Consider the following 14,274-nt stretch of genomic DNA (forward strand, 5'->3'; position numbering starts at 1 on the left):
AGTGCGGCCACGTAAGGGCGGTCGTCGCCCACCACCAGGCACTGGGAGATCAGCGGGTGTGCCTCTGACCAGGGCAACGGGTGTTGCGTAGTGGGGCAATGGGTGTTGACGGATCGCGCCTGGGATCCCTACAGTGCCTGGCCATGGACACGGATGATCTCGGGCGGCGGGTAGTGGAGGATGTGGCCGGTGGGGGCGGAGTGGAGGGGCTCCGGCGGCTGTCGGGGGTGATCGAGGCGCTGGAGGAGCGGCGGACGGAGCTGGTGGAGGAGCTGCGGCGCGGGCGGGAGGCGACCTGGGAGGAGATCGGGCGGGCCTGCGGGATGACGCGGCAGGGGGCGACCAGGCGGTGGGCCGGGCGGCTGCGGGCGCGGTCGTTCGGTGCGGCGGCGGAGGCGTACCAGCACGGCCGGCCGGGCTATCCGCAGGCGCTGATCGGCTCGGCGGTGCCGCGGGAGGCCCGGAGGGTGCTCGATCTGGGCGCCGGGACGGGCAAGTTGACCGGGCTGCTGGTCGAGGCGGGCCTGGACGTGGTGGCGGTCGAGCCCGACGAGGGGATGCGGGCGCAGCTGGCCGCGTCGGTGCCGAAGGCGGCGGTCCGGGCGGGCTCGGCCGAGCGCATCCCGCTGCCGGACGGCAGCGTGGACGCCGTGGTGGTGGCGCAGGCCTGGCACTGGTTCGACCCGGCGGTCGCGGTGCCGGAGATCGCCCGGGTGCTCGCCCCCGGCGGGACGCTCGCGCTGGTGTGGAACGTCCGGGACGAGTCCGAGCCGTGGGCCGCCGCGCTCGGCGTGCTGATGCACCGTTCGGCGCGGCAGCCGATCGACACCCGGCCGGTCCTTCCGGCGCCGTTCGGCCCGCCCGAGCGGCTGGAGATCCGCTGGGAGCACGTCACCACCCGGGCCGGGATCGTCGACATGGTCGCCTCGCGCAGCTATGTGATCGCGCTGCCGGAGGACGAGCGGGTCCGTCTGCTGGCCGACGTCGAGCAACTGCTGGCCACCCACCCGGACCTGGCCGGCCGGGAGGAGATCGCCCTGCCGTACGTGACGAGGTGCACCCGTGTCCGCCTCGGCTGAGCGCGGCCGGCGTCCCGTGGAGCTGCGCCGCCTCGGTACCGCGGACGCCGGACCGTACCGCGCCTTCCGTCTGGCGGCGCTGCGCGAGACACCGACCGCCTTCACCTCCAGCCACGCCGAGGAGGCCGGCAAGCCGCTGTCCGCGACGCTGCGCCGGCTGGCCGAGGCCGAGGCCGGGGACGGGCCGGGCGCGCTGATCGGCGCCTTCGACGGCACCGGCGCGCTGGTCGGCACCGCCGGGCTGAAGGTGCCGCCGCGCGGCCAGGAGCGGCACAAGAGCACGCTGTACGGCATGGCGGTGGCCCGCAGCGCCGCCGGCCGCGGGATCGGCCGCGCCCTGGTGGACGAGGTGCTGCACACGGCAGCGCAGGACGGGCGGCTGCGGCAGGTGCTGCTGACCGTCTCGGAGGGCAACGAGCCGGCCCTGCGGCTCTACACCGCCTGCGGCTTCGAGGTGTGGGGGCGGGAGCCGAGGGCCGTCCTGGTCGACGGGCGGGCGGTCGCGAAGCTGCACATGGTGCGCCTGCTGGACGCGGAGCCGACGGCGGAGGCCCGGCGACGCTGACAATTGTCACGGTGGGCCGGTGCGTGAACACACTGCCCCGCGCACCGGGGCGGCCACCAGCATGGAGGCCATGACCTCCACCGACCTACAGCACCCCGAGACCCGTCGGGCCTTCCGCACCGTGAGGCGGCTCGTGCTCGCCTACCTCGGCCTCAGCGTCGTCACGCTGGCGGCTGCCATCGCGCTCCGTGACCACCACACGATGGTCAACCCGGCGGTCCTGGTCCGCGGCACCATCGTCGTGGCCAGTGCCGCCCTCACCCTCCTGCTGACCGTCCGGGCCGCCAACGGCTCCCGGGGCGCCTTCCGGCGGCTGAGGATCCTCTCGGCCGTGATGCTCGTCGCCATCGCTACGATCATCGCCCTGCCGGGGACCTTCCCGGTGTGGATGAAGGCCGAGCAGGGCGTCTGCGGGCTCGCCCTGCTGGGGGTGGCCGCGGTGGTCAACGGACGGCACCTGCGTAGCCTGTTCGCCAGGCTCTGAGGAGGGGGACCCAGGGGTGACCGACCGCGAGCACGACCGCGAGCACGACCTCGACATCGATCGCGCAGGCAAAGAGCGCGCGACCACATCCCTCGGCCGTGAGCGGGTGCCGAGCCCCGTCGGGTACTGGGGGCGGGGCTGGCGGCGCCTCCTGCTGGGCAGCGGGATGCTGGTCTTCCCGGGGCTCACCGCCGTGGCCGTGGGCGGCACCGCCTCCGGCGCGGCCGCAGTGGCCGGGTACGCCGTGGTCGCCGCGTTCTGCCTCTGCTACGCGCTGCTGGCCCTCGCCCTCGGGCTGGGCCGGCGGCGCTGGATGGCACCGCTGTTGGCGGTGATGACGGCGCTGTTCCTGGCCGCGCTGCCGTTCGCCCATGAGGGCGCCTTCTTCCTCGCCACCGTGGTCGTCTCCGCGATCGCGATCCAGTGGCGCGGGCACGCCGTCCGGGCGGTGACGGCCGGGACGGTGGCCGCACTGGTGGTGCCCTGGGCGGTGCGCCCCTGGCACACCGGCCCCGGCGGATTCCAGGCCCTGGCCCTGCTGTTCACCTCCCTCACCTGCGGAGCCTTCGCCGAGATCGCCGCCACCAACGACGCTCTGGTCGCCGCCCGGGCCGAGGTGGCGCGACTCGCCTCGGAGGCCGAGCGCAACCGGATCGCCCGGGACCTGCACGACCTGCTGGGGCACTCGCTCACCGCGATCACCGTCAAGTCCCGCCTCGCCCAGCGGCTCGCGGGCAAGGACCTGGATCAGGCGGTGGCGGAGATGGCCGCCGTGGAGACGCTGTCCCGCCAGGCGCTGTCCGACGTCCGCGCCGCCGTCACCGGCTACCGCGAGGTGACCCTGGCCGGTGAACTCGCCCGCGGACGCGAACTGTTGCGCGCGGCCCGGGTGGTGGCGGACCTTCCGACGGCGGCGGACGCGGTCGCGCCGGGGGAGCGCGAGCTGTTCGGCTGGGTGCTGCGCGAGGGGATCACCAACGTGGTCCGGCACTCCCGGGCCGACCGCTGCTCGGTGCTGCTCACCGCCACCTCGATGGAGATCCGCGACGACGGCACCGGGGGCGGAGGCGGAACGGGCGTCAGGGGCGCCGGCAAGGGCCTGACCGGACTGCGGGAACGGGTCGCCGCGGCGGGCGGTACGGTCGAGGCCGGCCCGCTGGACCCGCGTGGGTGGCGGCTGTCGGTCACCGTCCCGCCGGGCGGTCCGCATCCCGGCGGCGCCGCGAACCCCGGCGGGCCCGCCTCCGGCCACGAAGGGACGACATGACGATCCGCCTGCTGCTCGCCGAGGACCAGGAACTGGTCCGCACCGCGCTGCGCACCCTGCTCGACCTGGAGGGCGACTTCGCGGTGGTCGCCGCCGTCGGCCGCGGCGACCAGGTCGTGGAGGCGGCCCGGGAGCACCGGCCCGACGTCGCCCTGCTCGACATCGAGATGCCCGGACTGGACGGCCTGGCGGCAGCCGCCGTGCTGGCCCAGCAGGCGCCGTGGTGCCGGGTGGTCATCCTCACCACCTTCGGCCGTGCGGGCTACCTGCGCCGCGCCATGGAGGCGGGCGCGGTCGGGTTCGTGGTCAAGGACGCCCCGGCCGAGGTGCTCGCCGATGCGATCCGCCGGGTCGCGGCGGGGGAGCGGGTGGTGGACCCGGAACTGGCCGCCGCCACCCTCGCGGCGGGCGCCTCCCCGCTCACCGCCCGCGAACGCGACGTGCTGAACGCCTCCCGCCCGGGCGCCGGAGTGGCCGAGATCGCTGCCAAGCTCTACCTGTCCGAGGGAACGGTCCGCAACTACTTCTCCTCCGCCATCGCCAAGACCGGCACCCGCAACCGCACCGAGGCCCTGCGGGTGGCCGACGAGCGCGGCTGGCTCTGACCGGTCGGGCGGGTCGGCGTCCGGGCGGACCCGCCATCGTGCAACCGGTCGAGCGTCGGGCGGGGCCGGGCGGCGGCGTCCCGTCCCTGCCATGCCGCCAGGCACTCCGGGGTGAGCACCTGCCGCGCCCGCTCCCCAGCGGCCGCGACCGCCGCCCGCACCTGCGGATCCAGAGGAGGCACGCGCCGAGCCGCCGATCCACCCACCGCCAGTACCCCCTCGCCGAGGGGCGCCCGGCAGCGCCCCGACCCGCACAGCTTGCCAGCACCACCCGCGCTGACACGCAGTGCCCCCGAGCCGCCCGAGGGGAACAGCTCCGTCACCCCGCCGCAGGCCCCACGATCGCCGAGCGGCTCGCCACCCTCCCGCGCGGAAACCGCCCCGCCACGGGCCGCAGCGCACGGCGCCGGGGCCTCACGCGCACGGTGCGGCGGTCAGGATGCGGGCGTCGGCGGGCCGGGCGAGGGCGCGGTGCCGTCCTTCGGCGGTGATCTCCACCAGGAGCTGCCCGTCGCAGCCGGTGTAGAGGGGGTGCCCGGCGGGGCCGAGGCGGCCGGTGGCCGCGACGGGCAGCACGCTGAAGGCTCCCGACGGGCTGCGCAGCCACAGGACGTAGCCGGACACGGTGCCGTCGGGACGGCTGGTCGCGGCCACCCTCAGCGGCTGATCGGTGCGAAGCCGAGGATCCAGCCCAACGCGCGGGCCGCACCCACCGCACGCTTCCGCTCGGCCCCCGGCCGGGCACGGTCGCGCGAGACCTCGATCGCCGCGCGTTCCTCCACCGCGAGGTCGAGATCGGCCGGCGGGCCGTCCAGCACCCGGCCCGTCACCGGCGCCGGACCCACCGGATCCAACGCCCAGCGGTAGACGGCGAGCGCCCCCGCCTCCTCCGCCGGCACCGTACCCGCACGGCGCCGGAGCAGTTCGTCCGCGCTCGCGGCCACCTGCTCACGCGGACGGACCGCGATGAACGTCTCCACCGGTAGGTCAGGCACTGGGTCACCTCACAGGGACGGGGCAGGCCGGGCGCCGGCCGGCCCCGCAAGCGGTCGGGCCCGCACCACGCTGCTCCGTTCCCCGCCAGTACGCACGACGGAACACCGGAGCACTGCCCCACCCGGGCGACATCGCGTCGCCGGCGCCCGGCCCGGACCGCGTCGGACCCCACCCGTCGCCCCGGCTCACCGCGACGGACGGCGTGCGGCCATGAGGTCCCGGCTGGGAGCCCGCACCACCCGCAGGCCCGCGGCTTCGAGTTCCCCGCGGAGCTGCTGCTCACCGGCCGGCCACATGCTGAACGCCTCCCTCTCCTCGCGGACCACGTGCCCGTCGCGTTCGACGCGATAGGTGAAGACGATCCGCAGCGTGTCCCGGTCGGGTTCGCGGGTGACCTGCGCGCTGTAGAGGTCGGGACCGACCCGCACCGGACCGAGCCGGCGCACCGCCTCGCGTCCGGCGGGCAGCGTGGCGGGCGGCGGCTCGAACAGCAACAGCCCGCCCGGCAGCAGAGCACGCGAGACGGCCCGCCAGGTGGCGCGGCGGGTGCCCGGGTCGAGGCAGGCGATGACGTTCGAGGCGACGGCCAGGTCGGCGGCCTCCTCCAGGTCCGTCGCCTCCACGGGGCGGGGGTGGACGGTGACGCGGGCGCGCCGGTCGGCGCTCAGCGAGGCCAGGCGTGCCAGCAGCGCCGTGCGCATCGCGGTGGCCGGTTCGACGGCGTGAACCGGAACGGTGGAGGCGTCGAGGAGAACCTGGGTGACGATGCCCGTGCCCGCGCCGATGTCCAGGATGCCGTGACGGGCGTGACGCCCGGCCTCGCCGAAACGTCGCTCGGCCCTGCGGCGGTCGTCGTCGGCCTGGAGGAGGTCGTAGAACTCGACGGAGACCGCGTAACGGTCGTCGGATGTGTCGCTCATGGCACCTCGAATACCCGGCCCGGTGCCGGAGTGACGGCCACGGGCCCGTAAGTGCGCCGTCCGGGCGGCCGGGGAACCCGGATGACACCGCCACGAAGGACGAACACGCCCGCCGTCCGCCGGCCCACGAACACTCGCCCTCGTCAGGGCTTGCCGGGGCCATGAGGAGGGACGGAAGGCGTGCCGGCCCGGGCCCGTACCGGTCGATGGGGCCGGCCGGTCCACCGGAGCCGACTGTCAGTGCCGGGCCGTAGCTTTGGAGGTGTCGGCGGGCCTGTCCCGCCCGAGCCCATCTCCGTTGCCCGAAAGGGGACTCCGTCGTGTCCGTCGCCGTGGAAGAGCAGGTCACGTACCTCGAACTGTCCGAGGACGAGGGGAGTGCGCACAAGTTCTACGAGGTGCGGCTCGCCGGCCAGGTGGTGACGGTGCGGTACGGGCGGATCGGCGACGCCGGGCAGAGCAAGTCGACCACGTACCCGAGCCCGGAGAAGGCGGCCGCGTCGGCGGCCAAGAAGATCGGTGAGAAGGTCCGCAAGGGGTACGCCCCCGCCGTCCAGGGCGAGCGCCAGCGCCGGGCGGTGACCAGGCGGCAGATCGTCAGCAGCCGCTCGACCGCCCGTCAGGCGCCGCTGCTGTGGCGCTTCCGCTCCGGCTCGCCCGCCTTCGGGATCTTCGTCGGCGAGGAGCACGCCTGGGTCGGCAACGAGCGCGGCGACGTTTACACCCTCACCCACGACGGCGAGGTGACCGCCCGCTACGGCCTGCCGGACGGCGTCAAGTGCATCGTCGCGGACGACTGGTGGATCTACGCCGGCTGCGACGACGGCAAGGTGTACGACCTGGGCGGCAAGGTCCCGCGGGTGGCGTACGAGATAGCCCAGGACGTGGACATCTTCTGGCTCGACATCCACGACGGCGTGCTCGGCGTCGCCGACGAGCGCGGCGGGCTGACCACGGTGGACCACGAGGACGAGTTCCAGTGGCGCCGCCAGGCCGACGGCCGGGGCGGCTGGATGGTGCGCTGCGACGCCGACGGCGTCTACCACGGCCACTCACGCGGCGTCGCCCGCTACGACAACCGCAGCGGCGACCAGCGGTGGCACACCCCGACCAACGGCGAGGTGCTGTTCGGCTGGCAGGAGGCCGACGAGGTGTTCGCCGGCACCGCGCGCGGCTGGGTGCACCGGCTGCGCAAGTCGGACGGCGCGGAGGTGGCCGCCTACCGCTGCGACGCCGCCGTCTTCTCCTGCGCGGCGTCCCCGGACGGCGAGTACGTCTTCGCCGGGGACAACCACTCCTCGGTGTACTGCTTCGCCGCCGACGGCACCCGGCTGTGGAAGCTCGCCACCGGCTGCGGCTCGGCGTACAGCATGCAGTACCGGGACGGCCGGCTCTACCTGGTGACCACCGACGGCTCGCTGGCCTGCCTGGACGCGAGCGAGCAGGCGGTGCGGGCGGCCGAGGGCGGCACGCTGCCGAAGACCGCCGAGGTCAAGGGCGCGGGCTGGGAGCCGGTGCTGGCCGGCGCCGGACTGGAGACGGTCGCGGTGGCCACCGTCACGACCGGCGGCGAGGTCGAGGTCGAGTGCGTCCAGGACGGCGCCCGGCTGCGGGTGCGGGTGGTCTCGCAGGGCTACGACCCGTCGTGGCGGGTGCAGTTCCCCAAGGACATCCGGATCGCCGGGGCGCGCTACCTGGTCGCCGAGGTGCGGGAGTCCGCCTCGGGCGGCTTCTACCGGGCGCGAGGCGAGATCAAGCGCCTGCTCTGACCCGGTGGGCCCGGGCCCCGGGCGGCCGCACGGGGGTGGCGGGCGCCCGGGGAGCTTGATGCCAGGCGCCGTACCGGCTTGCCGGTGTTCTCGCCCCGGAGCAGCACCCCAGCCGGGCGCGCTCGGTCACACCCGGGTCGAGGGACCGCACCCGTCCGGGGTGCCGATGCGGCTGCCCGAGCCGTTCGAACTCGACCTCGACACCGCCGAGTTCTGAGTCAGTAGCGGTCCGTGAGGTGGCCGTAGCCGCCGGCCGTCCAGACCCGGCGGCGGAACTCCCGGAGGCTGAAGGCCGCCGATCCCTGCCCGGCGGTGGGTGAGAAGTGGACGGTGCCGCAGCGGGCGCAGTACCAGGCCTGGGACCAGAGGCGTTCGGCCCGGGAGCGGCCGGCGAGTTCGCGGTTGGCGTTGGCACGGAGCAGTGCGGCGGTCACGAACAGGGCGATGGCGACGAACAGGCCGACGCCGGAGAGCGTGTAGAGGGCTCCGGTGTCGGGGGACGAGTGGGACAGGGCCGACCCGGCCGAGAAGCTGCTCCCGACGAACGCATCCTGATCGCTCTGGGCTTCGGCGGCGAAGAAGGCGCCGACGGTCCCGAAGAGGGCGAGGACGCCCAGCACGACCGGAGCGCGTTCGGGGTGGCGGTCGGGGGCGGGGGCCAGCGCCCGGGCGAGTTCGCTGATGACCACGCGGGTCTCGGTGTGCCGGCGGTCGTCCATGTGCGAGCGGACGGTCTCCGTGCTCCTTCCGGCCCGGTAGACGGCCTGTACGCTGCGGACCTGGTCGACGAGCCTGCAGCTCGGACACGGTTGCAGGGCCGGTGGTACGGGCATGGCGTCGTACGGTCCGATCATGGTGTCCCCCCGGAAGCCGTTCGGCCGTTCGGCCGCCGGTATTCGCTTGGGACGCACCCCGCAGCGACCCGGTTGCGGTCCAACCTGACGGAATCCCAGGGGTGTTGGCGATCGATCAGTCCTGCCCGGGCTCCCAGCCGAGTGCGGGTCCAAGGCGGGTCGCCAGGTCGGTGAGGATCTGCACGTAGTCCTGGTGCTCGAAGGTGAACGGCAGGGCGAAGGCGACCTCGTCGACCTCGCGGTAGCCGGCGTGGGCGTGCAGCCGCTCGACGAGTTCCTCGGTCGTCCCGACCAGGTCGGGGGCGAACAGCAGCCGGGCCGGGCCCTGCGGGGCGAGGGTGCGCGGGGTGCGGGCGCGGGCGTAGGCCTGGTACCTGGCGCGCTGCTCGGGGGTGGCGCCGTCGGTGGGGATGACCACCAGGCCCTGGGAGACCCGGGCGCGCTCGCCGTCGGGGTGGCGCTCACGGAAGGCGCGGATCTGGGTGGCCTGGACGGCGGCGAAGTCGAGCGGTTCCTCGTCCTCCTCCGCCTTCACCACGCTGCTGGTCAGCAGGTTGAGCCCCTGCTCGCCGGCCCAGCGGGCCGAGCGCAGGCTGCCGGCGCCGTACCAGAGCCGGGAGGCCAGGCCGGGGGAGTGCGGCTGGACCCGGCGGGAGTACACCTCGATGCCTTCGGTGCCGGCGAAGTCGGAGGCGTCCTCGCCGCGAACCAGGGCGAGCAGCCGTTCGGCGCGTCCGGGGCTGAAGTCCTCCTGCTCGCCGGTGTCCGGGTAGAGCGCGCCGCGCACGTGCTCGTAGTGGGTGGGCGGGCCGACGCTGAAGCCGGGGTTGAGCCGGCCGCCGGAGAGCACGTCCACGGTGGCCAGGTCCTCGGCGAGCCGCAGCGGGTTCTCCCAGCCGAGCGGAGTGACGGCGGTGCCGAGCTGGATGCGGCTGGTGCGCTGGGTGGCCGCGGCGAGCACGGCGACCGGGGAGGAGATGCCGTACTGGAGGTGGCGGTGGCGCAGCCAGGCGCTGTCGAAGCCGAGCCGCTCGCCGAGGGTGATGAGGCCGAGGGTGGACTCGTGGCCCCGACGAGGGTCCGCCTCGTCGAAGAGTCCGATGGTCAGGAAGCCGAGTTTCCGCAGTGGGCGAGGGGCCGGCGACATGAGGGGCTCCGCGTGGTGAGGGGCGGCCCGGGGTGGGCCGGTCGGGTGGTGCGTTCCGACCGTACGCAGCCGCCGCGCTGTCCGACAAGATCGGCGCGCGATCCGGACACCGGCCCGCAACGCGGCGCAATGCGGCGCAATGCGGAGGTCACACGCGCGGGCTCCCACCCCGTCGAGCAGGGTGGGAGCCCGCGTGCCCGGATCGTGTCCGGGCCGGCCGTCAGCAGCTGCGCAGATCCGGGCTCTGGTTGCGGATCTGGTTGTGCAGCGAGGTGAACTCGCGGTAGGCCGCGCCGTCCTCGGCGCCGGGGCGGAAGGCGCCGACGCGGTGGCAGTTGACGAAGGCGAGCTTCACCCCGAAGTGGCTCTCCAGGCTGCCCCGGATCGCGTTGCTGGCGAGCGCGCGCAGCAGCTGGGCGCGCTGCTCGTCGCTGGGCGTGGTGTTGTCGGTGGTGAACTCGGCGTCTCCGGCCGCGAGTTCGGTGCTGAGCCCGGAGACGACCTGGTAGGCGTACGGGAGCGAGGTGCGGACGGTGTCGAGGAAGTCGGCCTCGTCGACGCGGCCCTGCTGGGCCTGGGTGAGGAGGGCGGGGGAGACGTCGAGCGACATGGAGGTCCTCTTTCGGGGATGCGTCGGGCTTCGACCCGTGGCGGGCGGCAGTCACCCGCACCAGTTATCGAAGATGAAAACCATTGCAAGGAAGACTCTCCCGGTCACCCTGACGACCTGTCAAGCGCCGCCCCTCGAAGGACTGACGGCAGGCGGTCGGCCTTGATGACGAACACCGCGATCGTCACCGCCAGCGCCGCGAACACCAGGCCCACCTGGAACGCGCCGGCGATGCCGTGCACCAGTACCTGCGAGGAGTGCGGTGCCGGGAGCCGGCCGGTCGCCCGGACCTGGGCGGCCTGCTGCGGGGTGGCCTGCTGGAGGAACGCCCTGACCTGCTGCCGGGTCTCGGCGCGGCTGGCGGTGCCGAACACGGTGACCAGGATCGACAGGCCGAGCGAGCCGCCCGCCTGCTGGGTGGTGTTGAGCGTGCCGGTGACCGCGCCGGTCTCGTGCGGGGCGACCCGGGACACGGCGGTCAGCGTCGCGGGGACGAAGATCGAGCCCATGCCGAGACCGAACAGCAGGGTCGGCCCGAGGACGCCGCCCACGTAGGTGCTGTCGATGCCGATCCGCGTCGCCCAGATCACCCCGCCCAGCACCAGCAGGGAGCCGACCACCAGGAAGGGTTTCGGCCCGAACCGCACCTGGGTGCGGGCGGCGAACTGGGCGGCGGCGATGATCGCCAGACTGATCGGCAGGAACGCGAAGCCGGCCCGCAGCGGGCTGAAGCCGAGGATCTCCTGCACGAACAGGGTGATGAAGAAGAAGACGCTGAACATCGTCGCGGCCACGCAGAACATCAGCCCGTACGCGCCGGATCGGTTGCGGTCGCGGAACAGGTGCAGCGGGGTGATCGGCTGCGGCGCCCGCCGCTCGTTGACCAGGAAGGCCACCAGGAGGGCGACGGCCAGGCCGAACGCGGTCAGTGTCACCGGGTCCGTCCAGCCGTGCTCGGCGGTACGGATGAAGCCGTACACCAGCGAGACCATGCCCGCGGTGGCGGTGCAGGCACCGAGCAGGTCGAAGCGTCCGGGGTGGCGCTCGGACTCGTTGATGTAGAGCGGCGCCAGCAGGGCGATCGCGATGCCGATCGGCACATTGACGAACAGGACCCAGCGCCAGGACAGCCAGGAGGTCAGCATGCCGCCGAGCAGCAGGCCCACGGCGCCTCCCGCACCGGCGACCGCGGAGTAGACGCCGAAGGCCCGGTTGCGCTCCGGTCCCTCCCTGAAGTTGGTCGTGATCAGCGCGAGCGCGGTCGGCGAGGCGATCGCACCGCCCAGGCCCTGGAGCGAGCGGGCGGCCAGCAGCCAGGCGGAGGACTGGGCGACGCCGCCGAGCAGCGAGGCCAGGCTGAAGACGAGCACGCCGGCGACGAACACCCGCCGCCGCCCGAGGATGTCGCCCGCCCGTCCGCCGAGCAGCAGCAGCCCGCCGAAGGTGAGGGTGTAGGCGTTGATCACCCAGGACAGATCGGTGGTGTTGAACTCCAGCGCGTGCTGGATGTGCGGCAGCGCGATGTTCACGATCGTGATGTCGAGCACGACCATCAGCTGGGTGGCTGCGATGACGGTGAGTGCCACCCCCGGGCGCTGGCCCCGGCGTGCGGTCGTGGGCGCAGCCTCGGCCAGGGTGTGCGAGGTGGCCATGGCAGCTCCCAGGGGACGGGTCCGTTCACCGATACTGACGGTATCCCCGGGACATAGGGAACACAATCGTTCATTACGGACATGCACCTGCTTCCCGGCCATCACCGTCCATCGATGGGAAACCGGACCGGCGCGTCACCGTCGACCGACTGGGCGACACCGGGTCGGCCGGTTCGGGTCAGCCGAGCTCGTTCTTGTGGACGACACCGTCCTTGACGATCAGTCGCAGGTTGTGCTCGGGATCGGCGAGGACGGACAGGTCGGTGGTGGGGTCGCCGTCGACGACCAGGAGGTCGGCCCAGGCTCCCGGCGCGATGACGCCGAGCGGCGCGGCGCGGTAGGGGTCGCGGCGGCCGGACAGGCGGAACAGCTCGGCGTTGCCGGAGGTGGCCGTCCTCAGGGCCTCGACCGGGCTGAGGTACGCACCGAGCCGGACGAGCATCTCGTTCTGCCGGTGGGCCTTCCCGGCGTCGAACACCAGGTCGGTGCCGAAGGCCAGCCGCACACCGTGCTTCACCGCCCAGCGCATGGTGCGGGTGACGCCTTCGCACACCTCCCGGTTCTTGCGGTCGCTGTCCGGAGACGCGTAGTGGTGGTCGTCGACCTCGAACGGCTGGGTGCTCAGCCACACGCCCTTCTCCGCGAGGCAGCGGATGGTGGCCTCGTCGACGAGGTGCCCGTGCTCGATGCAGCGGACCCCGGCCTGCACCGCGCGGCGGACGCCTTCGGAGGTGTAGACGTGCACGGTCACGTAGGTGCCCCAGTCGGAGGCCGCGGCGACGGCGGCCTCCAGTTCGGCGGTCGTGAACTGCAGCACGTCCAGGGGGTCGAACTCGGAGCTGACGCCGCCGCCGGCCATCAGCTTGATCTGGGTGGCACCCTTCTTCAGCTGCTCGCGCACCGCGGCGAGCACCCGTTCCGGCCCGTCGGCCACCCGGGTGAACCCGATCTGTTCGGTCCGGGCGGGTGGCCCGCCCAGGGCGGTCGGGACGTCGTGGACCAGCCCGAAGTCGCCGTGGCCCGCGGTTTGGGAGATCGCGGCCTGACTCGGGTAGATCCGTGGGCCCGGGAACAGCCCGAGGTCCAGCACCCGCCGAAGCGGTTCGGTGTCGCCGGCCATGTCCCGCACCGTGGTGAAGCCGCACATCAGCATGTCGCGGGCCGCGGCCAGGGCCTGGTAGTAGACGGTGCCGGTCGGGGCGAGCCGTAGGTCCGCCATGGTGCCGCCGATCGCGAACAGGTGGACGTGCGCGTCGGTGAGGCCGGGGAGGAGGGTGCGGCCTCTGCCGTCGAGCACCGTCGCGCCTCCGGGGATGTCGGGCGGGAACGGGTGGCCCAGTGCCACCTCCGCGATCCTGTCGCGTTCGACCCGGACGTGCCCCGGCACCGATTCCTCTCCGATCCCGTCGAAGACGCGCACGTTCGTCACCAGCAGCCCGGCACCCGGGTCGTCGACACCCATGCCGCCATCTTCGGCCGGTCACGGAGCCGGGACCAGAGGGACGGACCGATCTGCCGGTCCGGCTGTGTCCGGTCGTCAGCCGACCGGCCCAGCCTCGCGAGCCTCCCTGGACCCGGGCCGGTCGATGGGGGGAGTTTGCCCCGGGCGCCACCGTACGTGCTCTCGGCATCCGGAAGTCCTCGACGGCGTCCGGTGGGACCTGATCGTCAAGGCCGTGGAGGCTCGCACCGACTCCTTTCGGGTGGTTCTGCATGTCGAGCGGCGGCCCGGGACGAGGTGCGGAGAAGTGGGCCCGGCACGGAGCATGCCGAGCGCGGGCTCGCGCTCGTCGGCCTTCGCGCCGGTCGGGCCGCGCGGGGTGCACAGCAAATGCAGGCGCAGGCCCCGGAAGTACGTAGAGTGCGGCGGGAGAGGGAGTCCGGGTCAGGCGTCACAACCGACCTTTGGACTCCCTTGCTTCATCTCATGCGTGCCAGCAAACCCTTGGCATCAATCCTCTAGTCGGACCGGAAGTTCACACGTGAGGCCTCAGACCATCGACATGCGCCAGACCGCCGAACCACGCCGGATGGCCGACCATGGCAGAACCGGCCGCGGCGCCCCGACCGCGCCGTCCACCGTGCACGCATCCACCGGGCCCTTCGCCGACCAGCATGACCGCGCCGCGCTGCGCGCCGCGCTCGCCGCCGCCACCGAGGACCGGATCATCTACGACCTCGACGGCATCGGCCGCCAGTACGCCATGCTGTGCGCCGAACTGCCCGGTGTCGCCGTCCGGTTCGCGATGAAGGCCTGCCCCGTCGACGAGGTGCTCGGCCACCTCGCCGCGCTCGGCTCCGGCTTCGACGCGGCCAGCCCGCAGGA

The 14,274-nt window shown here is 73.7% G+C and carries 14 protein-coding genes and 1 pseudogene; 7 read left to right on the forward strand and 8 right to left on the reverse strand.

Annotated elements, in window-relative coordinates; translation table 11 throughout:
- The first annotated feature begins 143 nt into the window (after nt 1-143).
- The 5 genes from AB0O11_RS37760 to AB0O11_RS37780 are packed head-to-tail and all read left to right on the forward strand — an operon-like array spanning nt 144 to nt 4,000.
- The gene (locus AB0O11_RS37760) at nt 144-1,079 is read left to right on the forward strand and encodes a class I SAM-dependent methyltransferase (protein WP_363396658.1); all 936 of its coding nucleotides are present in this window, start codon (nt 144-146) and stop codon (nt 1,077-1,079) included.
- Nucleotides 1,063-1,644: a GNAT family N-acetyltransferase gene (locus AB0O11_RS37765; RefSeq protein ID WP_363396661.1), complete on the forward strand. Its 582-nt coding sequence runs from the start codon at nt 1,063-1,065 to the stop codon at nt 1,642-1,644. Before AB0O11_RS37760 ends, AB0O11_RS37765 begins: the two co-directional genes overlap by 17 nt.
- A 19-nt stretch (nt 1,645-1,663) precedes the next feature.
- Entirely contained in the window at nt 1,664-2,128 is a 465-nt protein-coding gene (locus tag AB0O11_RS37770) for a hypothetical protein (RefSeq protein WP_363396664.1), read from the forward strand.
- 16 nt (nt 2,129-2,144) lie between these two features.
- Nucleotides 2,145-3,395 (forward strand): histidine kinase, encoded by a 1,251-nt coding sequence (locus AB0O11_RS37775; protein ID WP_363396667.1) that lies wholly within the window; start codon nt 2,145-2,147, stop codon nt 3,393-3,395.
- Entirely contained in the window at nt 3,392-4,000 is a 609-nt protein-coding gene (locus AB0O11_RS37780; protein ID WP_363396670.1) for a response regulator transcription factor, read from the forward strand. Before AB0O11_RS37775 ends, AB0O11_RS37780 begins: the two co-directional genes overlap by 4 nt.
- A 414-nt stretch (nt 4,001-4,414) precedes the next feature.
- Here AB0O11_RS37780 and AB0O11_RS37785 read toward each other — a convergent pair whose 3' ends face one another.
- The 3 genes from AB0O11_RS37785 to AB0O11_RS37795 all read right to left on the reverse strand — a co-directional run bounded on the left by AB0O11_RS37785 (nt 4,415) and on the right by AB0O11_RS37795 (nt 5,916).
- The gene (locus AB0O11_RS37785; RefSeq protein ID WP_363396673.1) at nt 4,415-4,654 is read right to left on the reverse strand and encodes a DUF6296 family protein; all 240 of its coding nucleotides are present in this window, start codon (nt 4,652-4,654) and stop codon (nt 4,415-4,417) included.
- Between the two features lie 2 nt (nt 4,655-4,656).
- The gene (locus tag AB0O11_RS37790; RefSeq protein ID WP_363396676.1) at nt 4,657-4,995 is read right to left on the reverse strand and encodes a hypothetical protein; all 339 of its coding nucleotides are present in this window, start codon (nt 4,993-4,995) and stop codon (nt 4,657-4,659) included.
- Between the two features lie 186 nt (nt 4,996-5,181).
- Complete coding sequence (locus tag AB0O11_RS37795; RefSeq protein ID WP_363396679.1) at nt 5,182-5,916, reverse strand: class I SAM-dependent methyltransferase; 735 nt, start codon at nt 5,914-5,916, stop codon at nt 5,182-5,184.
- Between the two features lie 320 nt (nt 5,917-6,236).
- On the opposite strand from AB0O11_RS37795, the gene AB0O11_RS37800 reads away from it, so the two are divergent.
- Nucleotides 6,237-7,685: a WGR domain-containing protein gene (locus AB0O11_RS37800; protein WP_363396682.1), complete on the forward strand. Its 1,449-nt coding sequence runs from the start codon at nt 6,237-6,239 to the stop codon at nt 7,683-7,685.
- A 218-nt stretch (nt 7,686-7,903) separates the two neighbouring features.
- On the opposite strand, the gene AB0O11_RS37805 is transcribed toward AB0O11_RS37800, so the two are convergent.
- The 5 genes from AB0O11_RS37805 to AB0O11_RS37825 form a co-directional block, all read right to left on the reverse strand.
- On the reverse strand, nt 7,904-8,518 hold the full coding sequence (locus AB0O11_RS37805) for a hypothetical protein (RefSeq protein ID WP_363396685.1): 615 nt from the start codon (nt 8,516-8,518) through the stop codon (nt 7,904-7,906).
- A gap of 136 nt (nt 8,519-8,654) precedes the next feature.
- Complete coding sequence (locus AB0O11_RS37810) at nt 8,655-9,686, reverse strand: LLM class flavin-dependent oxidoreductase (RefSeq protein WP_363396688.1); 1,032 nt, start codon at nt 9,684-9,686, stop codon at nt 8,655-8,657.
- Between the two features lie 220 nt (nt 9,687-9,906).
- Nucleotides 9,907-10,296: an SCO5389 family protein gene (locus AB0O11_RS37815; protein ID WP_363396691.1), complete on the reverse strand. Its 390-nt coding sequence runs from the start codon at nt 10,294-10,296 to the stop codon at nt 9,907-9,909.
- Nucleotides 10,297-10,400: 104 nt separating this feature from the next.
- Nucleotides 10,401-11,948, reverse strand: a complete 1,548-nt coding sequence (locus AB0O11_RS37820) for an MFS transporter (protein WP_363396694.1) — start codon at nt 11,946-11,948, stop codon at nt 10,401-10,403.
- Between the two features lie 178 nt (nt 11,949-12,126).
- Entirely contained in the window at nt 12,127-13,410 is a 1,284-nt protein-coding gene (locus AB0O11_RS37825; RefSeq protein WP_363396697.1) for an amidohydrolase family protein, read from the reverse strand.
- Nucleotides 13,411-13,930: 520 nt separating this feature from the next.
- On the opposite strand from AB0O11_RS37825, the pseudogene AB0O11_RS37830 reads away from it, so the two are divergent.
- Nucleotides 13,931-14,274 (forward strand): annotated as a pseudogene (locus tag AB0O11_RS37830) (hypothetical protein); the annotation flags it as partial.

It is taken from the genome of Kitasatospora sp. NPDC093102, from assembly GCF_040683915.1.
In the GTDB taxonomy this organism is placed as follows: domain Bacteria; phylum Actinomycetota; class Actinomycetes; order Streptomycetales; family Streptomycetaceae; genus Kitasatospora.